The organism is Geodermatophilus ruber, from assembly GCF_900114385.1.
In the GTDB taxonomy this organism is placed as follows: Bacteria; Actinomycetota; Actinomycetes; order Mycobacteriales; family Geodermatophilaceae; genus Geodermatophilus; species Geodermatophilus ruber.
The window spans coordinates 243094-268659 of record NZ_FOSW01000003.1 but is presented as its reverse complement, the minus strand read 5'-3'; the positions used below and the strand labels follow the sequence as shown (position 1 = coordinate 268659).

28 protein-coding genes and 1 tRNA gene are annotated in these 25566 nt (G+C 73.6%); 15 read left to right on the top strand and 14 right to left on the bottom strand.

The window, feature by feature from the left end; genetic code table 11:
• Nucleotides 1–53 precede the first annotated feature (53 nt).
• From BMZ50_RS06405 to BMZ50_RS06370, 8 genes are all read left to right on the top strand, one after another.
• The gene (locus BMZ50_RS06405; protein WP_091322738.1) at nucleotides 54–845 is read left to right on the top strand and encodes an ABC transporter ATP-binding protein; all 792 of its coding nucleotides are present in this window, start codon (nucleotides 54–56) and stop codon (nucleotides 843–845) included.
• Nucleotides 838–1587, top strand: coding sequence for an ABC transporter ATP-binding protein (locus BMZ50_RS06400; protein WP_218146126.1), 750 nt, complete (start codon nucleotides 838–840; stop codon nucleotides 1585–1587). The genes BMZ50_RS06405 and BMZ50_RS06400 overlap by 8 nt, the downstream gene beginning before the upstream one ends.
• Nucleotides 1584–2465 (top strand): branched-chain amino acid ABC transporter permease, encoded by an 882-nt coding sequence (locus BMZ50_RS06395; RefSeq protein ID WP_091322441.1) that lies wholly within the window; start codon nucleotides 1584–1586, stop codon nucleotides 2463–2465. The genes BMZ50_RS06400 and BMZ50_RS06395 overlap by 4 nt, the downstream gene beginning before the upstream one ends.
• Complete coding sequence (locus tag BMZ50_RS06390; RefSeq protein WP_091322440.1) at nucleotides 2462–3529, top strand: branched-chain amino acid ABC transporter permease; 1068 nt, start codon at nucleotides 2462–2464, stop codon at nucleotides 3527–3529. Before BMZ50_RS06395 ends, BMZ50_RS06390 begins: the two co-directional genes overlap by 4 nt.
• A 2-nt stretch (nucleotides 3530–3531) precedes the next feature.
• Nucleotides 3532–4779 (top strand): ABC transporter substrate-binding protein, encoded by a 1248-nt coding sequence (locus BMZ50_RS06385; RefSeq protein ID WP_177212671.1) that lies wholly within the window; start codon nucleotides 3532–3534, stop codon nucleotides 4777–4779.
• Between the two features lie 77 nt (nucleotides 4780–4856).
• Nucleotides 4857–5789, top strand: a complete 933-nt coding sequence (locus tag BMZ50_RS06380; protein ID WP_091322437.1) for a fumarylacetoacetate hydrolase family protein — start codon at nucleotides 4857–4859, stop codon at nucleotides 5787–5789.
• A gap of 57 nt (nucleotides 5790–5846) precedes the next feature.
• Nucleotides 5847–6782 carry an MBL fold metallo-hydrolase gene (locus BMZ50_RS06375; protein ID WP_245753423.1) on the top strand — a complete coding sequence of 312 codons (936 nt, stop codon included), beginning with the start codon at nucleotides 5847–5849 and terminating at the stop codon, nucleotides 6780–6782.
• A 74-nt stretch (nucleotides 6783–6856) separates the two neighbouring features.
• Entirely contained in the window at nucleotides 6857–7597 is a 741-nt protein-coding gene (locus BMZ50_RS06370) for an SDR family oxidoreductase (protein WP_091322436.1), read from the top strand.
• Nucleotides 7598–7916: 319 nt separating this feature from the next.
• Here the strand turns inward: BMZ50_RS06370 and BMZ50_RS06365 are convergent, their stop codons facing one another.
• The 3 genes from BMZ50_RS06365 to BMZ50_RS06355 form a co-directional block, all read right to left on the bottom strand.
• Complete coding sequence (locus tag BMZ50_RS06365; RefSeq protein WP_091322435.1) at nucleotides 7917–8738, bottom strand: hypothetical protein; 822 nt, start codon at nucleotides 8736–8738, stop codon at nucleotides 7917–7919.
• A 61-nt stretch (nucleotides 8739–8799) separates the two neighbouring features.
• A complete protein-coding gene (locus BMZ50_RS06360) occupies nucleotides 8800–9636 on the bottom strand; it encodes a hypothetical protein (protein ID WP_143087097.1) in 837 nt (278 codons plus the stop codon).
• Between the two features lie 197 nt (nucleotides 9637–9833).
• Nucleotides 9834–9921: transfer RNA gene (locus tag BMZ50_RS06355), tRNA-Leu, on the bottom strand.
• A gap of 86 nt (nucleotides 9922–10007) precedes the next feature.
• Here BMZ50_RS06355 and BMZ50_RS06350 point away from each other — a divergent pair.
• Both BMZ50_RS06350 and BMZ50_RS06345 read left to right on the top strand, forming a co-directional pair.
• On the top strand, nucleotides 10008–11336 hold the full coding sequence (locus tag BMZ50_RS06350) for a M20/M25/M40 family metallo-hydrolase (RefSeq protein WP_091322429.1): 1329 nt from the start codon (nucleotides 10008–10010) through the stop codon (nucleotides 11334–11336).
• Between the two features lie 144 nt (nucleotides 11337–11480).
• Entirely contained in the window at nucleotides 11481–12281 is an 801-nt protein-coding gene (locus BMZ50_RS06345) for an SDR family oxidoreductase (protein WP_091322428.1), read from the top strand.
• Here the strand turns inward: BMZ50_RS06345 and BMZ50_RS06340 are convergent.
• Nucleotides 12278–12850, bottom strand: coding sequence for a class I SAM-dependent methyltransferase (locus BMZ50_RS06340; RefSeq protein ID WP_091322427.1), 573 nt, complete (start codon nucleotides 12848–12850; stop codon nucleotides 12278–12280). The genes BMZ50_RS06345 and BMZ50_RS06340 overlap by 4 nt on opposite strands.
• A 152-nt stretch (nucleotides 12851–13002) precedes the next feature.
• Here BMZ50_RS06340 and BMZ50_RS06335 point away from each other — a divergent pair, with 152 nt between their 5' ends.
• On the top strand, nucleotides 13003–13959 hold the full coding sequence (locus BMZ50_RS06335; RefSeq protein ID WP_091322426.1) for an NADPH:quinone oxidoreductase family protein: 957 nt from the start codon (nucleotides 13003–13005) through the stop codon (nucleotides 13957–13959).
• Between the two features lie 36 nt (nucleotides 13960–13995).
• On the opposite strand, the gene BMZ50_RS06330 is transcribed toward BMZ50_RS06335, so the two are convergent.
• From BMZ50_RS06330 to BMZ50_RS06315, 4 genes are read right to left on the bottom strand one after another with little or no spacing between them, the layout of a single operon-like run.
• Nucleotides 13996–15006, bottom strand: a complete 1011-nt coding sequence (locus BMZ50_RS06330; RefSeq protein ID WP_091322425.1) for an amidohydrolase family protein — start codon at nucleotides 15004–15006, stop codon at nucleotides 13996–13998.
• A gap of 15 nt (nucleotides 15007–15021) precedes the next feature.
• Nucleotides 15022–15393: a metal-sulfur cluster assembly factor gene (locus BMZ50_RS06325; RefSeq protein WP_091322424.1), complete on the bottom strand. Its 372-nt coding sequence runs from the start codon at nucleotides 15391–15393 to the stop codon at nucleotides 15022–15024.
• Between the two features lie 58 nt (nucleotides 15394–15451).
• Nucleotides 15452–16192 carry an IclR family transcriptional regulator gene (locus tag BMZ50_RS06320; RefSeq protein ID WP_091322423.1) on the bottom strand — a complete coding sequence of 247 codons (741 nt, stop codon included), beginning with the start codon at nucleotides 16190–16192 and terminating at the stop codon, nucleotides 15452–15454.
• 58 nt (nucleotides 16193–16250) lie between these two features.
• Nucleotides 16251–16457: a DUF5703 family protein gene (locus BMZ50_RS06315; protein WP_091322421.1), complete on the bottom strand. Its 207-nt coding sequence runs from the start codon at nucleotides 16455–16457 to the stop codon at nucleotides 16251–16253.
• A 211-nt stretch (nucleotides 16458–16668) separates the two neighbouring features.
• Between BMZ50_RS06315 and BMZ50_RS06310 the strand changes: the two genes are divergently transcribed.
• On the top strand, nucleotides 16669–16944 hold the full coding sequence (locus BMZ50_RS06310) for a hypothetical protein (protein WP_091322404.1): 276 nt from the start codon (nucleotides 16669–16671) through the stop codon (nucleotides 16942–16944).
• A 24-nt stretch (nucleotides 16945–16968) separates the two neighbouring features.
• Here BMZ50_RS06310 and BMZ50_RS06305 read toward each other — a convergent pair whose 3' ends face one another.
• The 6 genes from BMZ50_RS06305 to BMZ50_RS06275 form a co-directional block, all read right to left on the bottom strand.
• Nucleotides 16969–17211, bottom strand: a complete 243-nt coding sequence (locus BMZ50_RS06305) for an acyl carrier protein (protein WP_091322402.1) — start codon at nucleotides 17209–17211, stop codon at nucleotides 16969–16971.
• A 16-nt stretch (nucleotides 17212–17227) separates the two neighbouring features.
• A complete protein-coding gene (locus BMZ50_RS06300) occupies nucleotides 17228–17953 on the bottom strand; it encodes a 2-oxo acid dehydrogenase subunit E2 (RefSeq protein ID WP_218146124.1) in 726 nt (241 codons plus the stop codon).
• Between the two features lie 402 nt (nucleotides 17954–18355).
• Entirely contained in the window at nucleotides 18356–19117 is a 762-nt protein-coding gene (gene surE, locus BMZ50_RS06290; protein ID WP_218146123.1) for a 5'/3'-nucleotidase SurE, read from the bottom strand.
• Complete coding sequence (locus BMZ50_RS06285; RefSeq protein ID WP_218146122.1) at nucleotides 19114–20070, bottom strand: 1-phosphofructokinase family hexose kinase; 957 nt, start codon at nucleotides 20068–20070, stop codon at nucleotides 19114–19116. Before BMZ50_RS06285 ends, surE begins: the two co-directional genes overlap by 4 nt.
• Nucleotides 20071–20251: 181 nt before the next feature.
• Nucleotides 20252–22198 carry an AAA family ATPase gene (locus BMZ50_RS06280; protein WP_091322400.1) on the bottom strand — a complete coding sequence of 649 codons (1947 nt, stop codon included), beginning with the start codon at nucleotides 22196–22198 and terminating at the stop codon, nucleotides 20252–20254.
• Nucleotides 22195–23175: an aldo/keto reductase gene (locus tag BMZ50_RS06275; RefSeq protein ID WP_091322399.1), complete on the bottom strand. Its 981-nt coding sequence runs from the start codon at nucleotides 23173–23175 to the stop codon at nucleotides 22195–22197. Before BMZ50_RS06275 ends, BMZ50_RS06280 begins: the two co-directional genes overlap by 4 nt.
• Before the next feature lie 176 nt (nucleotides 23176–23351).
• Here BMZ50_RS06275 and BMZ50_RS06270 point away from each other — a divergent pair, with 176 nt between their 5' ends.
• The 3 genes from BMZ50_RS06270 to BMZ50_RS06260 all read left to right on the top strand — a co-directional run bounded on the left by BMZ50_RS06270 (nucleotide 23352) and on the right by BMZ50_RS06260 (nucleotide 25555).
• Complete coding sequence (locus BMZ50_RS06270; protein ID WP_091322397.1) at nucleotides 23352–24185, top strand: undecaprenyl-diphosphate phosphatase; 834 nt, start codon at nucleotides 23352–23354, stop codon at nucleotides 24183–24185.
• Between the two features lie 66 nt (nucleotides 24186–24251).
• Nucleotides 24252–24953 (top strand): histidine phosphatase family protein, encoded by a 702-nt coding sequence (locus tag BMZ50_RS06265; RefSeq protein WP_091322396.1) that lies wholly within the window; start codon nucleotides 24252–24254, stop codon nucleotides 24951–24953.
• A gap of 50 nt (nucleotides 24954–25003) precedes the next feature.
• Complete coding sequence (locus tag BMZ50_RS06260; RefSeq protein ID WP_091322395.1) at nucleotides 25004–25555, top strand: DUF3090 family protein; 552 nt, start codon at nucleotides 25004–25006, stop codon at nucleotides 25553–25555.
• The last annotated feature ends 11 nt before the right edge of the window (nucleotides 25556–25566 follow it).

Here is a 25566-nt window from a genome sequence, read left to right as displayed (position 1 = left end):
GGGAATGTGTCCTGCGTCACTCCAAGCTGGAACGCTAGTACGCAAGGAGCCCCATGGTTCAGCCCATCGCTCCGAGCCGGTTGGGCGTCGGGGCCGAGCTGAGTCTCGAACACGTCTCCATCTCCTTCCGGGGGGTCCACGCGCTGCGCGACGTCTCGTTCGAGGTGCGTCCGGGCAGCGTGACGGCGCTGATCGGGCCCAACGGAGCCGGCAAGACCACCCTGTTCAACTGCATCTCCGGCCTGTACCGGTCGGGGGGCACCATCCGCCTGGACGGGCGGGACATCTCCACGACCCGGTCGGCCGCGCGTGCCCGGCTCGGTGTCGCCCGCACGTTCCAGACGCCGGCGCTGGTGGCCGGGTGGAGCGTGCTGGCCAACGTCGTGGTGGGGGACTGCGCCCGGGGGGCGGCCGGGCCGTTCGCGTCGTTCCTCCAGCCGGGTCGGGAGAACCGGCAGGCCCGCCAGGCCCACGAGCAGGCAGCCGACCTGCTGGAGACGTTCGGGCTGGCGCACCTGTCCGAAACCCCGGTCGACGGGCTGCCACACGCGCAGCGACGGCGGGTCGAGATCGTGCGCGCGCTGCTGCCCTCGCCGCGGTTGCTGCTGCTCGACGAGCCGGCGGCAGGGCTGGGCAACGAGGAGTCCTTCCCGCTGTTCGACCGGCTGCTGCGCTGGGCCGAGGGGCGGGACATGACGGTCCTGCTCGTGGAGCACTCGATGGACCTCGTCATGAAGGTGGCTGGACATGTCGTCGTCCTCGATGCCGGCGGCGTCATCGCCGACGGCGCCGCCGAGGAGGTCCGCCAGGACCCTGCAGTGATCAAGGCGTACCTCGGTGAGTGAGCCGGTGCTTGAGGTTGCGGATCTGCGGGCTTCGTACGGCACGGTCGAGGCGCTGCACGGCATCTCGCTGACCGTGGGGGAGGCCGAGGTGGTGGCGCTGGTGGGGCCCAACGGCGCCGGGAAGACGACGCTGCTGCGTGCGATCTGCGGCGACGTGCGGGTGCGCGGCTCGGTCGTCTACCGGGGCATGGAGACCGCCGGCAAGAAGCCGTATGCGATCGCGCGGCTCGGCGTCGGGCATGTGCCCGAGGGACGGGGCACGTTCACCGACCTGACCGTGGCCGAGAACCTGCAGCTGGCCTGCCTGGGCGCCGGGGACCGGGCCCGGGGGAACCGGCCCACGCCCGACGAGGCATACGAGATGTTCCCCATCCTGCGCGAGTTCCGACAGCGCCCGGCGGGGGCCCTCTCCGGTGGGCAGCAGCAGATGCTGGCGATCTGCCGGGCGCTGCTGGCCCGGCCCGACCTCCTGCTGATCGACGAGCCGTCGGCGGGGCTGGCGCCGCTGGTCACCAAGGAGGTGTTCGACGAGCTGGAGCGGCTACTGGCCGAACGCCGGATCTCGGTGGTGCTGTCGGAGCAGAACCTCACCCGCGCCTTCGCCATCGCCCACCGCGGATACGTGCTCAGCTCCGGCAGGGTCGTGCTCAGCGGCTCGGTGAGCGAGTTGCAGCAGCGCGACGAATTGCTGCACGCCTACCTGGGCGCCACGACCGCTTCGCACGGAGGTGAGCTGCGGTGACGCTGCTCCTGCAGCAGATTCTCTCCGGTATCGCGACCGGCGTGATCTTCGGTGGCCTCGCCCTGGCCCTCAGTGTCGTGTTCGAGGGCACGGGGGTCATGAACTTCGCGCAGGGCGAGATGGCCGCCTTCACCACCTTCCTGTTCTGGACGCTGTTGCAGGTCGGCCTGCCCTACTGGGCGGGGTTCGTGCTTGTCATCGCGATCGGCTTCGTCCTCGGACTGGTCGTTGAGCGCACGCTGATCCGGCCGGTGGAGAACTCCAGCGAGCTGACCATCCTCATCGTCACGCTCGCGCTCTTCCTGGCCTTTAACGCTCTCAGCGGGCTGATCTGGGGCTTCAGCGGGCAGACGGTGGCGAGCCCGTTCGGCTCCGGTGCTATAAGCGTCTTCGGCGCGCGGATCACCTACCAGCAGCTCGGGATGACGATCGCGATGATCGCCACGGCGGCCGCCGTCGGTGCCCTCTTCCGGTTCACCAACCTGGGCCTGCGGCTCCGGGCGGCGGCGATGAACCGCACGTCGAGCCACTACCTGTCGATCAACACCGGCGTGATGCTCGGCGTGGGCTGGGGCATCGCCGCCGCCACCGGCGCGGTCGCGGGGGCGGTGATCGTGCCGCTGAGCAACCTGCAGCCGGACATGTTCACCACGTCGCTGCTGCTCGCCTTCGCCGCCTTCGCCCTCGGCGGTGCCGGCTCACGGGTGGGCGCGGTCGTCGGCGGCATCATCATCGGCGTCGTCACGAACCTCGGGGTGACCTACGTGCCCTTCCTTAGCGGCGACATCTCTGACGTCGTCCCGCTCGTGGTGATCCTGCTGGTCCTGCTGCTGCGGCCGCAGGGGCTGTTCGGCCGGCACGCGGCGGTGCGGTCGTGAGCGCCGTCGCCGCGGGGGTGCAGCGGTCCCGCTGGCCGGTGCGGCTGGCCTGGGTCGTCGGCATGGTCCTGGTGGCACTGCTCGCCTTCGTCATCACCGACTACGAGTTGTTCCGGCTCAGCCGGATGGCCTGCATCGGCATCGCGGTCCTGTCGCTGGACCTGCTCACCGGCCGGGCCGGGCTCATCTCGGCCGGGCAGGGGGCGCTGTTCGGGCTGGGCGCCTACACCACGGTGCTGCTGGTCTACCACGAGATCGCGCCGTACCCCGTCGCGATCGTGCTCGGTAGCGTGCTGTGCTTCCTCGTCGGGCTGGTGCTCGGGCTCCCGGCACTGCGGCTGGGCGGGCTCAACCTGGGCCTGGTCACCTTGGGCGCGGCGCTGGTGTTCCCCGAACTACTGAAGAAGTACAGCGACCTCACCGGAGGCGTGTTCGGGATCGGGATCAGCCCGCCGCAGGCTCCGCTCGACCTCGCGCTGACCTCTGCCCAGTGGCTCTACCTGGTCAGCGTCGCCGGCCTGCTGATCGCGATGGCCTTCTACACCCGGCTGGTCAACTCCCGGTTCGGGCGGGGGCTGGAGGCGCTGCGGACCAACGAGAACATGGCCGCCTCCGTCGGGGTGGACCTCGCCCGCTCGAAGCTGCTGGCCTTCGGCATCAGCTCGGCCATGGCCGGGTTCGGAGGCGGCCTGTACCTGCTGCTCATCGGCCACGTCACACCCGACACCTTCCTGCTGACGCTGTCGCTGTCGATGCTGTTCGCCGCGGTCGTCGGCGGGCTGCGCTCCAGGCTGGGCGTGCTGCTCGGGGCGGCGTTCGTCGTCTTCGTGCCCGACTTCTCCGCCGCCTTCGGCGAGCGCGGCCCGCAACTGATCTACGCCATCGCCCTGCTGCTGACGGTGTACCTGCTGCCCCGCGGGATCGTCCCCAGCCTCGCGGCGCTCGGCCGCCGCCTCCTCGGACGGCGCGCTCCCCGGACACCCGAGCCGTGGGACGAGATAGAACCTGGCGCGGCGGTCGCGCCTGAGCAGAGCCCTGTCGTCGACAGACTCGGAAAGGGATGACCATGAGTCGGAGAAGGTTCGGCCGGCTGGGTGCGGCCGCCGTGACGATCGTCGTCACGGCGCTGGCGCTCAGCGGATGCCGGGGTGGAAGCGAGGACCCGACCGACGGGGGAGGCGGCGGCGGGAACGCCGCGGAAGGGGAGCCGATCACGATCGGCGGCAGCTTCCCCTTCAGCGGCGGGCTGGCCCTCTACGGCGGGCTGTCGCAGGGCGCGCAGGCATACTTCGAGCAGGTCAACGCCGACGGCGGTGTCAACGGCCGGGAGATCGAGTACACCGCGCTCGACGACGGCTACGACCCCTCGCGGCTGGCCAGCAACGCCCGGCAGTTCGTGGAGCAGGAGGGGGTTTTCGCCGTCGTCAGCTTCGGCGGGACCAACCTCGCCATCCGCGACTACATGAAGACCCAGGGCGTGCCGCACTTCGTCATGGCCGGCAACGCGGCGCTGTCGGAGATCGAGTCCCACCCGCACACCCGCGCCTGGTGGCCGGACATCCGCCTCGAGGGAGCGATTACTGCGCACGCGATCCTCGAGCAGAACCCCGACGCCCAGATCGGCGTCATGGGCTTCAACAACGACATCACGGTCAGCCAGATCGAAGGCCTCACCGAGGGCCTCGGCGACCAGGCCGACCAGCTGATCGCGGAGGAGACCTACCCGCCGTCGGCCACCGACTTGTCCGCGCAGATCAACCGGCTGCAGGCCGCCGGCGTGGACACCGTCGTCGCCGCCCTCGGCGGGCCGGTCGGTGTGAGCGCGCTGCAGTATATGGACCAGATCGGCTGGGATCCGGACATCTACAACTACTCCAATGCCTCAGCCATCGAGACGCTGACCGCCAACGCCGGCGCGGCCGCCGACGGCCTGCACAGCGTGCAGTGGCTCAAGGATCCGGCCGACGAGCAGTGGGCCGACGACGAGGGCATCCAGGCGTTCCAGGACGCCGTCGAGCAGTACGGCGACGGCGCCAGCCCGAACGACATGCTGGTGCTCAACGGCTACGCCTGGGCCCAGGCCCTGGTCGCGGTGCTCGAGTCGATGGGTGACGACATCACCCAGGAAGGTCTGATCGAGGCCTGGGACAACCTGGAGAGCACCGAGAACCAGGCCACCCTGCCGGATGTCCAGATGGAGGCGGGGCCGGACGGCCGGCTCATCCACAGCTACAAGCTGACCACCTGGGACGGCAGCACGTGGCAGATCGAGGGCGACGTGATCGACGGCCTCGAGCTGGGTCTGCTCGGCTAGCCCGGAGCAGTGCACTGCCGGGCCGTGGGGCGCCACGCGCCCTACGGCCCGGCCCCTTCGGAAGGCGGGAGAACGACATGCGATGGGTGACCTACCGGTCGGCCGCAGCCGGCGGCGAGCGCGTCGGGCTGGTCGAGGACGGGCAGATCCACGGGCTCCGGGCACCTGACCGCCTCCTCGACCTGCTCGGGGACGACGGCGAGCGGATGGCGGGCGCCGCGGAGGAGGCCCGGCGCGATCCGCTCGAGGTCGTCGATCTGGACGAGGCGGTGCTCCGGGCACCCGTGCCGGTGCCGCCGTCCATCCGGGACTTCATGGCCTTCGAGGCCCACGTGCGTAACGCCCGGAAGTCCATGGACGCCGACCTCGACCCGGAGTGGTACCACGACCCGGTCTTCTACTTCACCAACCCGGCCGCCGTGCTCGGGTCCGGTGACGACGTGCCGATCTCCCCGGGCTGCACCTGGTTCGACTACGAGCTGGAGCTCGGCGTCGTGGTCGGGCGCGGCGGGGCCGACCTCGACCCGGCCGAGGCCGAGGAGCACATCGCCGGCTACTTCATCTTCTGCGACTGGAGCGCTCGCGACCTGCAGCTGAAGGAGATGCGGCAGGGCCTGGGCCCGGCGAAGGGCAAGGACGGCGCCAGCACCCTGGGGCCGATGCTGGTCACCCCCGACGAGCTGGCCCCGCACCGGAAAGGTAACGGCTTCGACCTGCAGGCCGGGGTGACCGTCAACGGCCGGACGTACACGAAGACGACGCTCGGCGAGCAGTACTGGTCGTTTGGCGAGATGCTCGCCTACGCGTCGCGGGGGACCCGGCTGGTGCCCGGCGACGTGATCGGCAGCGGCACGGTGGGCACCGGCTGCATCCTCGAGCTCTCCGTGTTGCACGGGATCGAGGAGTACCCCTGGCTGCGCCCGGGTGACGAGGTGGTGCTCTCCGTGGAGCTGCTGGGTGACCTTCGCGCCCGGATCGTCGAGGGTGCGCCGCTGCGCCCGTTGCGCTGAAGTTCGGGCGTGGGGTGCAACTGGCAACCCCGCGGGAGCTGACTACAGGAGGACCGATTGTCCGCACACGGCATCGAGGCCGGCATGGCGCTGCCACCCCGGGTCGAGGAGGTGAGCACGGGCGTCTTCGCCTACATCCAGCCCGACGGCAGCTGGTGGATAAACAACACCGGCTTCGTCGTCGGCCGGGACCGCGTCTTCGGCATCGACGCCTCCTCGACCGAACGACGCACCCGCGGCATCCTCGATGCGATCGGCACGGTGACCAGCGCACCGGTGCGCACGCTGCTCAACACCCACCACCACGGTGACCACACGCACGGCAACGGGTACTTCACCGAGGCGACGATCATCGCGCACGAGGCCGCGCGGGAGCTGATCATCGGGCAGGAACCGCCCCCGAACGGCATGGTGTTCGAGCCGGTGGAGTGGGGCGCCCTCCCGCCTGCGCCGCCGTTCCTCACCTACTCGGACGGGGTCGACGTCTGGGTCGACGACAGGAAGGTCGAGGTGCGCTACATCAGCACCCCGGCCCACACCACCAACGACTCCATCGCCTGGCTGCCCGAGGAGCGCGTGCTCTACAGCGGGGACCTCGTGTTTAACGGTGGCACCCCCTTCCTGCTCATGGGGTCGGTCGCGGGCTCCCTTGAGGCGCTCGACCGCATGCGGGCGCTCGACCCCGCCGTCATCGTCCCCGGGCACGGGCCGGTGTGCGGCCCGGAGATCTTCGACCGCACCGAGGGATACCTGCGCTTCCTCCAGAAGACGGCCGCGGACGCGCACGCCGCTGAGCTCTCGCCGCTGGACGCCGCCCGGCAGACCGATCTCGGCGAGTACGCCGAGTGGCTCGACGCCGAGCGGATCGTCGGCAACCTGCATCGGGCCTATGCCGAGCTGGACGGACGCGAACGCGGAGCCACCCTGGACAGCTTCGGCATCCTCGGCGAGATGGTGACCTTCCACGGCGGCCCCTTGCGCTGCTACGCCTGATCGCTGTGAGGAGCCGGGGACGCCCGGGCGTTCGGTCGCCGAGCCGAGCAACCGCTGCCGTACCGGGCGCGGGCATGTGGCCGACGTCCACGCGTGTGGCGGTGGTTACTGGAGGCTCCCGCGGTATCGGTCGGGCCACGGTGAGCCGGCTGGCCGCGGACGGGCTGGCCGTCGTCGTCGGCTACGTCGCCGGCAAGGAACAAGCCTGGGCCGCGGCGCAGGAGGTGGCCGTCGCCGGAGGTCGTGCCCTCGCCGTGCAGGCCGATGTCGCCGTCGAGGCCGACGTGGCCGGGCTGTTCGATGCCGCCGAGGAAGCCTTCGGCGGCATCGACGTCGTCGTCCACTCCGCCGGACGCATGACTCTCGCACCCGTTTCCGACCTCGCGCTGGCTGACCTCGACAACCTGTACCGGACCAACGTGCGGGGGAGTTTCGCAGTCGCCCAACAGGCCGCTCGGCGACTGCGGGGCGGCGGGGCCTTGGTCCTGCTGTCGACGTCGGTGGTCGCGCGCCCGCTGCCGCGGTACGGCGCCTACTCGGCTACCAAGGGAGCCGTGGAAGCGCTGACCAAGGTGCTCGCGCGCGAGCTGCGCGGCCGTGACGTGACGGTCAACGCCGTCGCCCCCGGGCCGACGGTGACGGACATGTTCCTCGACGGCAAGGACGAGGAACTTCTGGCTCGCTTCGCTGCTGAGCCTCCCCTTGAGCGACTCGGGACCCCGGCGGACGTGGCGGACGTCATCGCTTTCCTCGCCTCACCCGCCGGCCACTGGGTCAACGGTCAGGTGATCCGGGCCAACGGGGGCGTCATCTAACGCTAAGCGAGGCACCTCGTCGATGAGGCCAGCGGGCGCCTGCCGAGCCCCAACCGCGGCGTCCTCTGCCCCGCATTGGGGGCAGAGCAGGAGTCCCGCATCGAGGAGGCACGCGACCGGTTCAGCCGGTGCCCGCTTAACGAGAACAGCCTCGGCGTCCGTAGATCGAAGGGTGCGGCTCCCCCGTGCAGATCCCCATCAGCTCCGGCGAGTCGTCGTCCTCATCACCTGGGTGGTGATCACCCTCCGGCTGTCAGCCGCCAAGCAGACAGACCGAAGCGTGACCGCTCATGATCCTGCCGCCGAGGCATGGATGGATCTACGACGGTTCAAGCCGTTGCGTGACGCCGGAGCGACCTGGAAGGTGATCGCCGCGGAACTCGGGCTGGATCAGCCCATCGAGCGCGGGGTCGTTGCCGGTGGAGACAGCGACGCCGTAGACCTCGAGGAACTCCACGTCCGTGAGTGCCCGGGCGCCGGCCTCCTGCCGGGTAGGCAGCTTGACCTTCTTCGCCGGGTTGCCCGAGACCTTCTCCTCGTCGGTCATCCAGGTGAACATCCACCGGGTGGCCTGGATGAACTGCTCGCGGGCACCGCGGCCGTCACTGTGCAGCAGGTTGCGGCCGGCGGCCTCCCGCTTGACGTTGCGGGCGACGGTGCGCTTCAGCCCGCGACGGCCGGCCCACCAGGCTGCGTCAGCGACGACGCTGCGGGTGACCTGGTTGACCGGCAGGTCAGGGATGCCGAGGTAGCGCGCGGCGCAGTCGGTGTGCAGCTCGTCGTCCGTCATGACGCAGGCCTCGTCGTGCCCGTCAGCGCCGCCTGGGCAGGGGCAGGTCCCGGCCGCGCAGGCGGGGCAGGAGCACGGGCACATGTCCGGCATCCCGTCGACGAGCAGCTGCAGGTAGGGCGCCCAGGTCTTCTCACTGCGGGGCGGGTCGCGGCGCATAGCGGTGATCGCCTCGGCGACCGCCTGCCGGACGCGGTAGATCTCCTCGGGCGTCGGGGGAGTCGCGAGCATGCTGTCGACGACGGTCGGGTCGTAGCCCTGGGCGATGAGGGTCGCTCGCATCGCCTCGCGCTGGTCGTACTGCTGGCCGCCCTCGGCGGCGCCGTCGGTGGGGGAGTTGATGGTGGTCATGGTGGTTTCTCCGTGAGGTGAGGGCACCGGTCGTGCCGTGGGACGCAGGGGACGGTGCCGCTCAGCGGACGATGCGCAGTCGCCCCGCGGAGGCGGTCGCCTCGGCGGTGTGCGCGACGTCCGACGGCGTGGCGTCGGTGTCATCGCCGGAGTCGGCGAGGGGCAGCTCCGTCGGCCCAACGGCCTCGGAGGACGCAGTGGCCGGCCGGCGGAGGCCGTCGATCAGGCCGGTGATCTCGGCCGCCAGCCGGCTGGCCGCGGTCAGGGTGACCGTGCCCCGGTCGGGATCGAGGACCACCAGCACGTCGGCGCCGTCAGGGATACCGGCCAAGCGCCGGACTCCGGGGCTGAGCGTGAGACGTCCGCGGCCGTCCAGCGGCAGGGCGGTCGTGGCGTAGTTGGGCCGCGGCTGCTCGGGGCTGCCGGGCAGGAAGGCGGTGAGGACGGCGCCGTCCCGCTCGGCGGGCAGCCGGGTGGCGGCGGCGACCTCGACCGGCAGCGGCAGCCGTCCCTTGACGTCGAGGGCCCGGACCAGGTGGCCGCTGCGGGCTGCGGCCATGTCCGCCGGAAGAGCCCAGATGCCCGACAGGTCCACCGGCGGGGCGGCGGGCTTCTCTCCGGCGGCGATCGAGGCCAGCGCCAACGCGTCGGCTGGCGTGCGGTCGCCGGCGCCGGTGAGCAGCGCGCCCAGCCCGGCCCAGGAGGCCGGCACGCCGGTCAGCGCCGGCGCCGGGTCACCGGCAGACGAGGGGGTCACCGAGGAAGCGACCGACAGGCCCGGCCGGGCCGCCGGTGCGGTGGAAGCCGCGGCGGTGCGGCGACGGACGGCGGGGTGCAGCGGGGGAGCGGCGTTGGGCATGCGCGGATCGGTGCCGGGACCGCCGCGCTGGGCAGTCACTTCCAGCAGTCGGCGCACTGCCGCCTGATCGGCATCGCCCAGGAGGGCCGCCTGCGGGGCAGGTGCTGCCAGGGACTGGGCGGTGAACGCCGCTGAGGGCTCCGGAATGCTTGCGCATCCTGGGATGGGGGGAACCGTGTCGTCAGGTTCCGAGATGGCCGTTTCCGGCCGGTGGAGGTGGGAGAGCTCCCACTTCGTGGTGTCCGAGGGGGGACTTGAACCCCCACGCCCGATAAAGGGCACTAGCACCTCAAGCTAGCGCGTCTGCCATTCCGCCACCCGGACAAGGTGGGCGCCCTCGCGAGCGCCGGGAGTCAGCATAACCGAGCCTCGGCCTGGGATCGCACACCCCCGGTGGCACGATCGGCGGCATGTCCGAGACGACCCCCGCCCCCCTTGCCCGAGCCCAGGCCGAGGTCGCGGAGCTGCTGTCCGACCTCATTCGCATCGACACCACCAACACCGGGGACACCGCCACCGGCAAGGGCGAGCGGACGGCGGCCGAGTGGGTGGCCGGCAAGCTGGACGAGGTCGGCATCGACTCGGTGATCCACGAGTCGGAGCGGGGGCGGGCCAGCCTGGTCGCCCGCATCCCGGGCGCCGACCGCAGCCGGCCGGGCCTGCTCGTCCACGGGCACCTGGACGTCGTCCCCGCCGACCCGGCCGAGTGGAGCGTGCACCCCTTCTCCGGCGAGGAGCGCGACGGGTACGTCTGGGGCCGCGGCGCGGTCGACATGAAGGACATGGACGCGATGGTCCTGGCGCTGGTCCGGGACTGGGCCCGGACCGGGACGAAGCCGCCCCGGGACATCGTGCTGGCCTTCGTCGCCGACGAGGAGGCCGGCGGCCGGCTCGGCGCGCGCTTCCTCGTCGAGGAGCACCCCGACCTGTTCGAGGGCTGCACCGAGGCGATCAGCGAGGTCGGCGGCTTCTCCATCACCGTCCGCGACGACCTGCGCCTCTACCTGGTGCAGACCGCCGAGAAGGGCCTGGCCTGGATGCGCCTGACCGCGACCGGCAGGCCCGGCCACGGCTCCTTCGTCCACGACGACAACGCCGTCACCCGGCTCTGCCAGGCGGTCGCCCGGCTCGGCTCGCACCGGCTGCCCACCGTCCTCACCCCGCCGATGCGGCAGTTCCTCGCCGCGGTCGAGGAGGCCTACGGCATCGAGATCGACCCCGACGAGCCCGAGGAGGCGCTGGCCCGGCTGGGCAGCATCAGCCGGATGATCGGCGCGGCGCTGCGCAACACGGTCAACCCGACGATGCTCCAGGCCGGATACAAGGCCAACGTCATCCCCGGCACCGCGTCGGCCACCGTCGACGGCCGCTTCCTCTACGGCCAGGAAGAGGAGTTCGAGCGGCAGCTGGCCGCCCTGATCGGCGAGGGCGTGCAGCGCGAGTGGATCGTCCACGACCAGGCCGTGGAGACGACGTTCGACGGCCCGCTGGTCGACCACATGGTCGCCGCCCTCAAGGCCGAGGACGACGGCGCCCGCCCGGTGCCCTTCACGATGAGCGGCGGCACCGACGCCAAGAGCTTCGAGCGCCTGGGCATGCGCTGCTTCGGCTTCTCCCCGCTGCGGCTGCCGCCCGACCTGGACTTCGCCTCGCTCTTCCACGGGATCGACGAGCGGGTGCCGGTCGAGTCGCTGCGCTTCGGCATCCGGGTGCTCGACCGCTTCCTCCGCGCCGCCTGAGCCCCCGGCCAGGCCCGCCCTCTCGACGATGTGGGGCGGCACCCCGGGGACGACGGCGTGCCGCCTCCGGAGCGTGACGATCGCGGCAGTCCGGGTGCGGGGCGGGAGCGGCCCGACGCCGGCACCGCGTGATGTGATGCGACGGTGACCGACACCACTCCCGGCCCCGGCTCCGTCGCGCTCGTCACGGGAGGGGCCGGCGGGTTCGGCCGCGCCCTCACCGCGAAGCTGCGGGCGCTCGGCGTCACCGTCGTCCTCGCCGACCTCGACAGCGAGCGCAACCGGCAGGTGGCCGCCGAGCTCGGCGCACCCTTCGTCGCCCTCGACGTCACCGACCGGGCGGCGAACCGGGCCGTCGTCGAGCAGGTCGAGGCCGAGCACGGCCGGCTGGACGCGGTGTTCCTCAACGCCGGCATCGCCGGGGGCAGCCGGGAGACCCTCGACGTCGACGAGTTCCTCCGCGTCGTGGAGGTCGACCTGTTCGGCGTCGTCTACGGCACCGAGGCGGCGCTGCCCGCGCTGCGGCGGGCCGGCGGCGGGTCGATCGTGGTCACCGCCTCCCTGGCCGGGCTCTCGCCGATGGCCACCGACCCCGGCTACAGCGTGGCCAAGGGCGGCGCCGTCGCGTTCGTGCGCTCGATGGCGCCGCGGCTGGCCGGTGAGGACATCACCGTCACGGCGATCTGCCCGGGCTTCGCCGACACCGCGATCATCGACCCGATCCGCGGGGAGTTCGAGAAGGCCGGGTTCCCCGTGCTCACCGCCGAGGAGGTGGCCGACGCGATGGTCGCCGCCTGGGCCTCCGGCGAGCCCGGCGCGGCCTACATCGTCCAGCCGGGGATCGGCGCGGTGCCCTACCGGTTCAAGGGCGTGCCGAGCGCCCGGACGGCCACCGGCGAGACCGCCGTCGTCCCCGAGGCGCTGCGGCCGCCGTCGATGCGCTAGCCGCCCGAGTCCAGCCGGCAGGCGAACAGGAAGGCCGGCGGCACGTTCCACGGGCAGATCCGCTGACGCACCGATGCGAAGCGGCGGCGCAGCTCGGGGAGCATCAACGGCGAGTACTGGATGACCAGCAGGACGCCCCGCGGGGCGAGGGCGGCGGGCAGCAGGTCCAGGATGCGCCGCCGCAGCCCGGCCTCCAGCGAGGTGTAGGGCAGGGCGGAGACGAGGACGTCGGCCCGCTTGCCGCCCAGGTGCAGGTCCAGGTTCTCGGCCGAATCGCACACCACCTGCAGCCGCGGGTCGGCGAACCGGGCCGTGAGCAGCTCGGCCAGCTGCGGATCGACCTCGACCGCGACCAGCCGGCCGTCCGGGCCCAGCCGGTCGAGGATCTCGCCGGTCGACACGCCCGTTCCCGCGCCCAGCTCGACCACGAGCTCGGCCGCGGGGATGTCGGCCAGATCGAGCATCTCGCGCACCGCCCGGCGGGAAGTGGGCAGGACCGCGCCGACCTGGCGCGGGTTGGTGAGGAACGCCCGGAGGAACTGACCCCGGTCGCGCAGCTGCTGTCTCATCCGGTCCTTCCCGGTCACCGTGCGAACGGGGCGACCACGGGCCGACCCTGCCACGGCCGGCGCCGGCCCGCGATCGGACACGGCCGGTCGCGAGGCACCCGCGCACCTCGCGCCGGTGACCGCGGTCACCGGCATCTGGCAGGGTCGCGGGCATGCGCGCATGGCGGGTCCACGAACTGGGCGATCCCTCGACGGTCATGAAGCTCGAGGAGGTCGAGCGGCCCACGCCCGGCGACGGGCAGGTGCTGGTCAAGGTGCGGGCGGCGGCCCTGAACTTCTTCGACGGGCTGATGATCCAGGGCCGGTACCAGGAGCGGCCGCCCCTGCCCTTCACCCCGGGCAGCGAGCTGTGCGGCGAGATCGTCGGCACCGGGCAGCGGGTGATCGGCGCGCCGTCGGGCGGCCCCGGCGCGTTCGCGGAGTACGCGCTCATGGACGCCGCCGGCGCCTGGCCGGTGCCCGAGAGGATGAGCGACGAGAAGGCCGCGTCGCTGTACCTGACCTACCAGACCGGCCACGTCGGCCTGCACCGCCGGGCGCACCTGCAGCCGGGGGAGTGGCTGCTCGTGCACGCCGGCGCCGGGGGCGTCGGCTCGGCGGCGATCCAGCTCGGCAAGGCCGCCGGAGCCCGTGTCATCGCCACCGCCGGCGGCCCGCACAAGGTCGAGGTCTGCCGGGAACTGGGCGCCGACCACGTCGTCGACTACACCAGCGAGGACTTCGTCCCGGTCGTCAAGGAGGTCACCGGCGGGCACGGGGCCGACGTCATCTACGACCCGGTCGGCGGCGACGTGTTCGACCGCAGCCGCAAGTGCATCGCCTTCGAGGGCCGGCTGGTCGTGGTCGGGTTCACCAGCGGCCGGATCCCCGAGGCCCCGGCCAACCACGCGCTGGTGAAGAACTACAGCGTCGTGGGCCTGCACTGGGGGCTCTACCGCACGAAGGAACCCGCGCTGATCGCCACGGTCCACCAGGAGCTGGTCAAGCTGGTCGAGGACGGGCTGGTCGACCCGATGATCAGCGAGACCTTCCCGCTGGAGCAGGCGCCGCAGGCGCTGGCCCAGCTCGCCGACCGCGGGACCGTCGGCAAGGTCGTCCTCGTCCCGTGAGGTCAGGCGGCCGTAGCCGGCCGCGTCCAGGACCGGTCAGTGCGCCGGGGCCCGGCCCAGGCGCGCCTTCGTCTCCTCGACGTCCATCCCGTGCAGCCGCAGCAGGTTCTCGCCGAGGATCTTCCGCTTGGCGACGTCGGTCAGTTGCGGGTAGCCGTAGCCCTCGCAGAGGTCCTGGGGGATCGAGAAGTCCCTGAAGGCCTGCAGCGCCCACTGCGGGTGCCACAGCGGCGCCTCCGAGCCGTAGACGATCTTGTCCTCGCCGCACCAGAACAGCAGCTTGCCGATGATCTCGGCGAACATCCGCGGCGCGCGGACGACGAAGTTCACCGTGGCCGCGATCGACGCGTAGAGGTTCGGGTGGCGGATCAGCTGCCAGCACGTCTCGTCGAGGAACGGCAGCCCGACGTGGAAGATCACGAAGTTGATGCCGGGGAAGTTGGCGGCGGCGCCGTCCATGTCCCAGGTCTGGGTCGCCTCGATCGGCTGCGGGCCGAGCGGGACGCCCTTGTGCACGCCGATCAGGTTCACGCCCAGCTCCTGCGCCTTCTCGAAGACCGGGAAGGCGATCTGCGGGTCGTCCATCCGCCAGGGGAAGGGCGCGCCGTAGTCATAGCGGACGTTGTAGAACTTGAACGCCTTGGCCCCGAACTCGCCCACCTGCCGTTCCATGAGGTCCAGCGCCCGGCGTCCCTCCAGCGGGTTGACCGAGCCCCAGAACACCGTGCGGTCGGGGTCGCGGGAGGCCAGGTCGGCGCACTCCTCCCAGGGGGAGAGCCCGTCGCGGAACAGGTCGGTCAGCGGCAGCGGCATCGCCACGAGCATGTCGGTGTCGGACTGCTCGTAGACCATCTGCCGGATGTCGGCCGGCGTCCACTCCTTGAGGAACTCCTCGGGCGACAGCTTCGGCTCGCTGTCCGGCGTCAGCGCGTTGTGGAACGCGTACAGGTGATTGGCGAACATCTGCCCCGGTGGCCCGAAGGCGTTCTTCGGCGTGAAGTTGAACGGGTGCGCGACCCCGTCGAACACGAATGCGTCGCCGATCATGGTCGTTCTCCTCGGTCAGGGGCGGTGGGCGGAGAGGTAGGCGTCGCGGTCAGGGACGGCAACCGGATCGGGGAGGAAACGCAGCTTCCGGGCGGCCGACTCCGACAGCCGGTCGGTCGTCCAGGCCTCGTCCCAGACGATCTCGACCTCGCAGGTGTCCACGCCGGGCAGGGCGGCGATCGCCTGCTCGACGTCGGTCAGCACCCGCGCGGCGAACGGGCACCAGCCGGAGGTGAGCAGTAGCTCGACGCGGGCGTGCCCGCCGTCCACGGTGACCGACCGGAGCAGGCCCATGTCGACGACGGAGATGCCCTTCTCCCGGCAGCAGGGGTCGAACACCGACGACAGCGCGGCGGCAGCCCATCCGGGCACGGGGCTCGGGGTCATGCGGTCATGGTGTGACCCGGAACACCACCTGACCAGCACCCGGTTTTCAGATGGTGACTCAGGAGGCCGAGCCGAGGACGAGGGCCCGCGAGACCCGCCGCGCGGCGTCCAGCACCGCCCGGCGGGTCCCGGGACGGTCCACGGCGCTGGGCGGGACGACGACGCCGACCGCCCCGGCCTCCTGCCCGGCCACCGCGGCGGCCAGGCAGCTGATGCCCACCGCGTACTCGCCCTCGTCGCGCGCGACGTCCTCCGGGGCCGGCAGCCGCAACCGGCGGCGGTCGACCACCGTCCGCGGAGTCAGAGCGTGCAGCGGGTGGCGCGCCAGGTAGTCCTCGCGGTCCACCGCCGGCAGCTGGCCGAGGATGCACTTGCCCAGGGCGGTGGCGTGCCCCGCGTCGTGGATGCCGACCCACAGGTCGATGCGTGGCGCACGGGCGCTGTCGACGATCTCCGCGACCACGATCTCCCCGTCCACCCAGCGGGCCAGGTACACCGCGCCGCCGAGCTCGTCGCGCAGCCACTCCAGCGCCGGCCGGGCGTGCGCCACGCCGCGGGCCGCCGTCCCCCGCCCGCGGACGAGGTCGAAGCGGTGCCCGAGCGCGTAGGAGCCGTCGTCCAGCCGCTGCAGCCAGCCCTCGTGGGTGCAGGTGCGCAGCAGGTGGTAGGTGGTGGCGAGGGGCAGCCCGGCGGCGCGGGCGACCTCCTTGGCGCGGGGGCGGCCGTCGTGCTCGGCGACGACCTCGAGCAGGTGCAGCGCCCGCTGCACGGACTGGATGAGCGTCGGGCGTGCCTCCACGTCCCGCTCCCTTCGCGGCGTGGGCACACGATCGCAGAAGGGACGCCGGCGGGGAATGCTAGATGTGCGGCTTCGGCAGATAGGAGAGCCGGGCGCGGCGCCGCAGGATCGCCTTGCGGGTGCCGTCGGGATGCAGCTGCAGCCGGGCAAGCTCCCAGCCGCCGGTATCGGCCTGCAGGCTCAGCATGGTCGCCGCTGCGGATCGGGACGTACCCGGTGGGATCCGCAGCGGCGCGAACTCGTATTCCCCGGCAACCGCCTCCATCCGGCCGATTGTGCCCGCCCGCCGCCGCCCGCGTCATCTCCCCGGTCGACCGCGGTCCGCTCCGGCCTGCCGGCAGGCCGCGGGGGCGGCAGGATGGACCCCGGCCGTACAACCCCGAGCAGGGACCGGCGGAACCGGGCGCGCCCGGTCGAGGTGCCGCGCCGCGGAGCCCCGCCGGCTCGAGGCCGGCGACCGCCGGCGAGGAGGACGTGTGACTGACCCCGGCAGCCCCCTCGAGGTGCCCGAGGCCGACCGAGCGGAGCAGGAGGAGCTCGTCGAGCCGCCCGACGTGGTGCTGGCCACCGAGGCCACCCCGCCCCCGGAGGACGTGCCCGAGGCCGACGCCCTCGAGCAGCAGCTGGTGGCGCAGCCGCGGGGGATCGGGAGCGGGCAGCCGCAGCCGATCGGTGACCGGGAGGCCGACGACGCCGACGTCCTCGAGCAGGAGGCCGACGTCCCCGTCGTCGAGGACGACGACCTGCCCTGACCTCCGGGCCGCGGAACGCGGCGCTCAGCCGTGCGCCACGACGTACCCGACCAGCCCGCCGACGGTGGTCACCTCGCCGTAGGCGCGCTCGGGGACGTCGACGCCGGTCAGCGTGACGACGTTCTCCAGCACGCGGAGGAAGTCCAGCGAGTCCAGCTCGAGGTCCTGGCGCAGCCGGACACCCTCGTCGAGGGCGTCGACGTCGACCTCGGGGGCGATCCGGCCGATCGCCGTGCACACCGCCTCCCACGCGGCCTGGCCGGTCACGATGCCTGCTGGCCGGTCACAGGTCCTCCGGGTGCTGCAGCAGCTCGCCCACCAGCCGGAGGAACCGTCCGCCGCGCGCCCCGTCGCTGACCCGGTGGTCGGCCGACAGGGTGGCGGTCACCGCCGGGCGGATGCCGAGCATCCCGTCGGCGGCCCACGGTTGCTCGCGTAGCCGGCCGTATCCCACCTGCGCCACCTGCGGCGGGGTGATCACCCCGTAGTACGCCTCCGCGCCCAGGTCGCCGAGGTTGATGACGGTGAGCGTCGCGTCCGGCGTCGCCGTCCGCGGCAGCCGTCCGTCCCGGGCCCGCGCCACGACGTCGCGCAGCTGCTGCATGAGCGCGTCCAGGGGCAGGGTCTCGGCGTCGCGCAGCGTCGGGGTCGCCCGCCCACCCCCGCGCAGCGCCACGGCGACCCCGAGGTGGACGGCGCCGCTGGGGCGGAACCGGTCGTCGGTGAGGAACCCGTTCACCTCCGGCACGCGGGCGGCGGCGCGGGCGGTGGCCCCGAGCAGCAGCGCCACGAGCGCCAGCCGCCGGGAGACGGGGCGTCCGGCGTTGGTCTCCCGCAGCCAGTCCGTCGCCGCCCGGAGGTCGATCGTGCTGCTGAGGTGGTACTGCGGGGCCGCCCGGGCGGGTTGGCTCGCCTCGCCGCGGCCGGGGTCGCGCCCCACTCCGCCGTCGGGGTCGCTGGTGCGGAGGGCGGCGAGGTGGAGGGCCGGCGGGAGGCCCGCGCGGCGCACCAGGGCGGAGGTGGAGCCGCGGCCGAGGGGGATCAGCGGCGGAGGTTCGGGGGGCGGCGGCGGTGCCGGCTCCGGCGGGGGCACGGGCGTGGGCGGCGGCACCGGCACCGGCGGGGGTTCGGGGGGCGGCGGCGGTCCCGGCACGGGGGGCGGCACCGGCACCGGCGGTGGTTCGGGGGGCGGCGGCGGTCCCGGCACGGGGGGCGGCCCCGGCCCCGGGCCCGGCGTGGGCGGGGTCATCCGGGTGGGTGGATCGCGGTCATCGGCATCGCGGTCATCGGCATCGCGGTCATCGGCACTGAGGGAACCGCAGGTCGCCGACCCGGGAACAGTGCCGAAGGTCGTCCCGCCGGTGGTCGTCGGCCCCGCAGCCGCGGGGCCGACGGTCAGGCACCGTCCAGGTCAGGCATCGTCCAGGCCGGGGAGCTCGAGGTCGCCGGCCTCGCAGGGCGCGCGCAGCGCGGTCACCGTCGCCCACCCCTGGCGGAGGAGGGCGACGTCGCTGCCGGGGGCCGGATCCTCGTCGATCTCGCTGAAGGTGAGCGTCACGAAACCCTCGCCGGTCTCGCCGACCTCCGCCTGCACCGCGCCGAAGGACGCCAGCCGGGCCGGCCGCAGCCCCTTGAGCCGGTCGAGGGGCACGTTCGGCACGTTCACATTCACCACCACGGGGCCCACCGGGTTGTCGAGCAGCCAGGCCAGCGCGCGGCGGGCCGCCTCCTCGGCGGTGTCCCACTCGTCGGGGTCGGGGGCGGCCAGGGAGACCGCCAGACCCGGCAGGCCGTGCGTGGCGCCGGTGAGCGTCGCCCCGACCGTGCCGGAGTGCAGGATCGCGGTGCCGGTGTTGGGCCCGCGGTTGATGCCGGAGAGGACCAGGTCGGGGCGCTTGCCGAAGGCCCCGCGGACACCGGCGAACACGATGAACCCGGGGGTGGCCTCCACCGCCAGCACCCGCTCGGCGCCCACCCCGGGGAGGCTGCGCTCGCGCAGCGCGAGGCGGCCGCCGTCGGCCATCGCGGTGAGCGCGGCGCTGCTGCCGCTGTACTCCACGTCGGGCGCCGCGACCAGCACGTCCAGTCCGGCCTCGACCGCGAGCTTCGCCAGCCGGTGCAGCCCGGGGCTGTCGATGCCGTCGTCGTTGGTCACCAGCACCCGCACGGTCACGCCCCCTCGACGGTCCTGATCCGCACGTGCTCGGCCAGGGACTCGATGACGTCGCGCTGGCCGGTCGCCAGGCCCCGGCGGGTCACGTTCAGCGCCCCCGCGGCGGCCCCCAGCCGCAGCGCGTCCGGCAGGTCCCGGCCGCGGGCGAGCGCGGCGGCGATGCCGGCGGTCATCGAGTCCCCGGCCCCGCGGTGCTCCTGCAGCTGCAGCGGCGGGGCCTCGATCTCGACCACCTCGCCGTCGATCAGGGCCAGCGCGGGGTCGCCGGCCCGGGACACGACGACCGACTCCGCGCCCTCGTCGGCCATCGCGCGCATCGCCTTCACCAGCGCGGCCGGGTCCTCGGCGTCGGCCCGGCCGTCCTCGACCAGGTCCTCGTGGCTGACCTTGAGCAGGGTGAGGCCACCGGCCAGGGCGGCGGTCAGCGGTTCCCCGGAGAGGTCGGCGATCACCGGGACGCCGACCGCGCGCAGGTCCGCGGTGAGCCGGCGGTAGGTGTCGGCCGGGAGCGTGCCCGGCGGGGCGATCCCGAGGGTGTCCGGCCCGCCGAGGACGGCGACGTCGGCCTCGAGCCCGACGGCCAGCGCCCCGCTGTAGAGCTCGTCGACCTCGTGCCGGGTGAGCACCGGCGGCAGGACGTTGACCAGCGGCTCGCGGTCGCCGTCGCGGCGGTCGTGGATGTAGGCGCCGTTGGCGCCGGCGCTGCCGGTGCTGCGCACCTGCACGCCCTCGGCGGCGATCAGCCGGTCCAGGACGAAGCCGGTCTCCCCGCCGAACGGCGCGGCGATGGTCGTCCCGATGCCCAGGGTGGTCAGCATCCGGGCGAGCCAGAAACCCTGCCCGCCGGCGTGCAGGTGGATCTCGGGCTGCTCGTCGACGCCCGGTTCCACGGTGATGGTCAGCAGGGGGGTGGGCGCGAAGACCATGGCCGTCTGGCCGGGCGTGTCTGTCATGGGTTCCTCGGGGGTGGCGGCGGTGGGGGCGGAACACGGCCCCTCTGCCCGCCCGGAGCGACGGTCACACCTCGTCCCCGGCCACCGCCCCGCCAGCGGGGGCCTCCGTGCCGCAGCGGCGCAGCGCCCTGCTGGTCGGCGACCGCGCCTCGGGGGCCGGCCGGGACCGACCCCGTCGGGGTCAGCCGGCGTTCTCGGCGAGCAGCTGCGCCAGCCGGGTGCGCCGCGGCCGGACGTCGACCTCGCGCACCGCCCGGGCCAGCGCCGCGCCGCTCGCGTGCACGACCGACAGGTGCCGCTGCGCCCGGGTGAGGGCGGTGTAGACCAGCGGCCGCGACAGCATCCCCCCGGCCTCCGGCGGCAGGACGACGACGACGCCGGGCCATTCCGAGCCCTGCGCGCGGTGCACGGTGATCGCCCAGCCGTGCCGCAGGTCGCTCATCGCCTTCCCGCTCACCGTCACCGGACCCGAGGCGAAGGCGACGTCCAGCGTGCCGTCGCCGGTGCCGGTGACCACCCCGACCTCGCCGTTGGCGAACCCGATCGGCTCCAGGTCCAGGTGGTTCGCGGTGGCCACCACCCGGTCGCCGACGTCGAAGCCCCACACCGTGCCCTCGCCCGGGTTGAGCTTCGCCTTGAGCGCCTTGTTCAGCTCGATCGTGCCCGCCGCGCCGCGGTGCACCGGCGTCACCACCTGCACCGTCGCCGGGTCGATGCCCAGCGCCCGCGGGATGGAGTCGGTGACCAACTGCACCACCCGCTGGGCCGCCTCCGCGCTGCCGGTCGCCGGGACGACGACCACCTCGCGGTCGGGGGAGTCCACCGGCGGCAGCTCCCCGGCCCGGACGGCGTTGGCCAGCCGGGCGATCGCCCCGCCCTCGGCCTGCCGGTAGAGGGTGGTCAGCTCGGTGAACGGGACCACGCCGGAGTCGATGAGGTCACCGAGCACGTGGCCGGGGCCGATCGAGGGCAGCTGCGCCGGGTCGCCGACCAGCAGCAGGTGGGTGCCGTCCGGGCAGGCCTCCAGCAGCGCCGCGGTCAGCTCCACGTCGAGCATCGAGGCCTCGTCCACCACCACGACGTCGGCGTCCAGCGGCCACTCCTCGTTGCGGGCGAACCCGCCGGAGGTGCCCTGCGCGCCCAGCAGCCGGTGCACGGTGACCGCCGGGTGGTCGGTGAGCTCCTCCAGCCGCTTGGCGGCACGGCCGGTGGGGGCGGCCAGCGCGACCTCGCTGCCCTTGCTGCGCAGCAGCGTCACGATCGCCGCCACGGTGCGGCTCTTGCCGGTGCCCGGCCCGCCGGTCAGCAGCGATACGCCGGCGCCCAGCACCTGGGCGACGGCGGCCTTCTGCGCGTCGTCCAGGCCCTTGGCCACCGACCGGACGGCGGCGGGGTCGGCGATCCGCTCCGCCGTCGCGGCCAGCCGGGCCACGTTCTCGGCCACCGCCTCCTCGGCCATCCCGAAGCGGGCCAGCGACAGCGTGCGCAGCGCCGGGTCCGGCTCGGGCAGCTCGTCCAGATCGGCGTCCTCATCGAACTCCGGCTCCGGTGGCTCGTGCTCGAGCACCTCGCCGGACTCCACCGCGGCGGCGATCGCGGCCGCGGGGTCGGCGATCTGCTCGGCGCGCAGCGCGGCCACCACCAGGTCGGCCGGGAGCACGGTGTGCCCGTCGCGGGTCGCCGTCCGCAGGGTCATCGCCACGATCGCCCGGCCGCGGCGGCTGTCCTGCCGGTCGGCGCCGGGCAGCACGGAGATGGCCAGCCGGTCCGCGTCGCCCAGCGTCACCCCCGGGAGGCCGAGCAGCGCCCAGGGGTCGTCGCGCAGCCGGCGGGCCGCGTCGCTGCCCAGTGCGTCGGCGGCGGTGGCGGCCAGCCGCGCCTCCAGCCCGGCGCCGACCAGCAGCGCGACGACGGCGTAGGTGGGCTGCGCGGCCAGGAAGCTGGAGAACAGCCGCTCGGCACGCTGCCGGCCCACCCGCGGGAGCGCGAGCAGCCGGTCGGCGGTGACGGCGTCGGCGGAGGTGATCCCGGCGGCCGGCAGCTCGGCCGCCGCCCGCTTGCCGAGCCCGGGCCACAGCCCGGCGGCGCAGAAGGCGGTGAAGACCGGGTCGGGTGCTGGCGCGCTCACCGGTCCGACCGGTGCTCGGGGTAGGAGAAGTACGGCGCCGAGACGTCCTCCAGCGCGGTGCGGATCGCCGCCGGCAGCCGCACCGCCTCGGCGTCCAGCGAGGCCTGCAGCTGCTGCGCGGTGCGCGCGCCGATCACCGGGGCGGTCACGCCCGGCCGGTCGCGCACCCAGGCCAGCGCGACGGCCAGCGGGGTGGTGCCCAGCCCCTCGGCGGCGGTGATCACCGCCTCGACGATCCGGTCGGAGGCCGGGGAGCGCAGCCCGTCGATGAACCCCTGCCACTGCGGGGAGGCGCCGCGGGACTCCGAGGGGGTGCTGTGCCGGTACTTGCCGGTGAGGATGCCCCGCCCCAGCGGGGACCAGGCCAGCACCCCCAGCCCCAGCGCCTCGGCGGCCGGCACGACCTCCCGCTCCACGCCGCGCTGCAGCAGCGAGTACTCGACCTGGGTGCTCACCAGCGGCACCCGGCCCGGCCAGGCCCGCTGCCAGGTGGCCGCCTGGGCGGTCTGCCAGCCGGTGAAGTTGCTGACACCCACGTACCGCACCCGCCCCGAGGAGACCGCGGCGTCGCAGGCGGCCAGGGTCTCCTCCAGCGGGGTCGTGTCGTCCCAGGCGTGCAGCTGCCACAGGTCGAGGTGGTCCAGGCCGAGCCGCTCCAGCGAGGCGTCGAGCGCGGCCAGCAGGTGCCCGCGGGAGCCGCCGCGGCCCATCGGCCCGGGCTGGGTGCGGCCCGCCGCCGTGGAGGCCACCAGCACCTGGGAGCGGGGCACGACGTCGGCGAGCAGCCGGCCCAGGGTGCGCTCGCTCTCCCCGTCGCAGTAGACGTCGGCGGTGTCGACCAACGTGCCGCCGGCGTCGACGAACGCCGTCAACTGCATGGCGGCCTCGTCCTCGTCGGTGTCCCGGCCCCAGGTCATGGTGCCCAGCGCGAGGCGGGAGACGACCAGACCGCTGCGCCCAAGTGCGCGTTGTTCCACGGGGGGCCAACCTACCGGCGCGCACCGGGCCGGGCCGGGGAGCGGCACGACCCTCGGGGCGGCGGGGCGGCGGGGCGGCATCCCCGGCGGCCGCGCCTACCCTGACCTTCCGTGCTCCGAGGATCCCGCCCCGCCCCTTCCCGCCCCCGCACCCCGGAACGGGGGGCGATCGGACGATGAGCTGGTTCGAGGCGGTCGTCCTGGGCCTGGTCCAGGGCCTGACGGAGTTCCTGCCCATCTCCTCCAGCGCGCACCTGCGCGTGGTCGGTGAGGCCTTCGGCTGGGACGACCCGGGCGCGGCGTTCACCGCGATCACCCAGATCGGCACCGAGGCCGCGGTGCTGCTCTACTTCCGGCACGACATCTGGCGGATCATCCGCGCCTGGGTCCGCTCCCTGGGCGACCGGTCGCAGCGCAGCGACCCCGACGCCCGCATGGGCTGGCTGATCATCATCGGCAGCCTGCCGATCGTCGTCCTCGGGGTGCTGTTCCAGGACGCCATCGAGACCACCTTCCGCAGCCTCTGGATCGTCGCCACGGCGTTGATCGTGTTCTCGCTGGTCCTCTTCTGGGCCGACCGCGTGGGCAGCAAGAAGCGAGACCTGCAGCAGCTCACCGTCGGGCACGGCATCGCCTTCGGGTTCGCCCAGGCGATGGCCATCGTCCCCGGGGTCTCCCGCTCGGGCGGCACGATCACCATGGGCCTGTTCCTCGGCTACTCCCGCGCCGCCGCGGCCCGCTACTCCTTCCTGCTGGCGATCCCCGCCGTCCTGGGCTCGGGGTTCTTCCAGGCCTACGAGGCGCTCACCGGCGACATCGCGGGGCAGAGCGTCGCGTGGGGCCCGACGATCCTGGCCACGGTGCTCGCCTTCGGCGTCGGCCTCAGCGTGATCGCCTGGCTGCTGCGCTACCTCGACCGGGGCAGCTTCACCCCGTTCGTCGTCTACCGGATCGCGCTCGGCGCGCTGATCCTCGGCCTGCTGGCCGCCGGGGTGCTCGCGCCGCAGTGACCGTCGGCCTGCCCACCCTTCGCGGGCTCGCGGCGGGCCCCGGGGCGGGGCCTACGCTCGGACGTCGTGACCACCGTGATCCTCCTGCGGCACGGCCGGACGTCGGCCAATGCCGGCGGCGTCCTCGCCGGCTGGACCCCCGGCGTGCAGCTCGACGAGACCGGCTCCCTGCAGGTGAAGGCGGTGGGGGAGCGGCTGGCGCCGGTGCCCCTGGCGGCGGTGGTGAGCAGCCCCCTGGAGCGCTGCCAGCAGACCGCCGCCGCCGTGCTCGCCGGCCGGCCGCTGGAGCTGCGGACCGACGAGCGGCTCGGCGAGGCCCGCTACGGCGACTGGACCGGCCGCCCGCTCAAGGAGCTGGTCAAGGACCCGCTGTGGAAGGTCGTCCAGCAGCATCCCTCGGCGGCGGTGTTCCCCGGCGCCGAGGGGGAGGGGCTGGCGCACACCCAGGCCCGGGCGGTGGCCGCCGTCCGTTCCTGGAACGCCACCCTCGGGCCGGACGCGGTGTGGCTGGCCTGCAGCCACGGCGACGTGATCAAGGCGATCCTCGCCGACGCCCTCGGCCTGCACCTGGACCAGTTCCAGCGGATCGTGGTCGACCCGGCGTCGATCTCCGTGGTCACCTACACCGAGACCCGGCCGTTCGTGGTGCGGGTCAACGACACCGGCGGGGACGTCGCCGCGTTCGTCCCGCCCCCGCGGAAGGGACGGCGGCGCCGCAAGGCCGACTCCGACGCGGTCGTCGGTGGCGGCGCCGGGGCGACCGTGTGAGCTGCGCGTCCGGGGCTGGCCGGGCGCGGACTCCCGCGTAACCTGGGGATGTGCCCCGCCAGGTCTACCTCTTCGAGCGCCCGTCCCGGTTCGTCGCCGGCACGGTCGGGCAGCCGGGCGACCGCACCTTCTACCTCCAGGCCTCCGACGACTCCGGCCGCGTGATCAGCGTCGCGCTGGAGAAGTCCCAGGTGCAGGTGCTCGCCGAGCGGATGAGCGAACTCCTCGACGAGATCGCCACCCGCCCGGGCACCGTCGTCCCGCCCGACGCCGACGTCGACGACCTGGAGCCGCTCACCGCCCCGGTCGACGAGGAGTTCCGCGTCGCCGCCATGGGCCTGGCCTGGGACGGCGAGGCGCAGGCCGTCGTCGTCGAGGCGGTCGCCGCCGGCGAGGAGCCGATCGACGAGGACGCGATCCTCTCCGACAGCGAGGACGGGCCCGACGCCCTGCGGGTGACCATCACCCCGGGCGCGGCCCGCTCCTTCGTCGCGCGGGCCCGCCGCGTGGTGTCCGCCGGCCGCCCGGCCTGTCCGCTGTGCTCCCTGCCGCTGGACCCCAGCGGGCACGTGTGCCCCCGTCAGAACGGCTACCGCCGCTGAGCGCGGCCCGC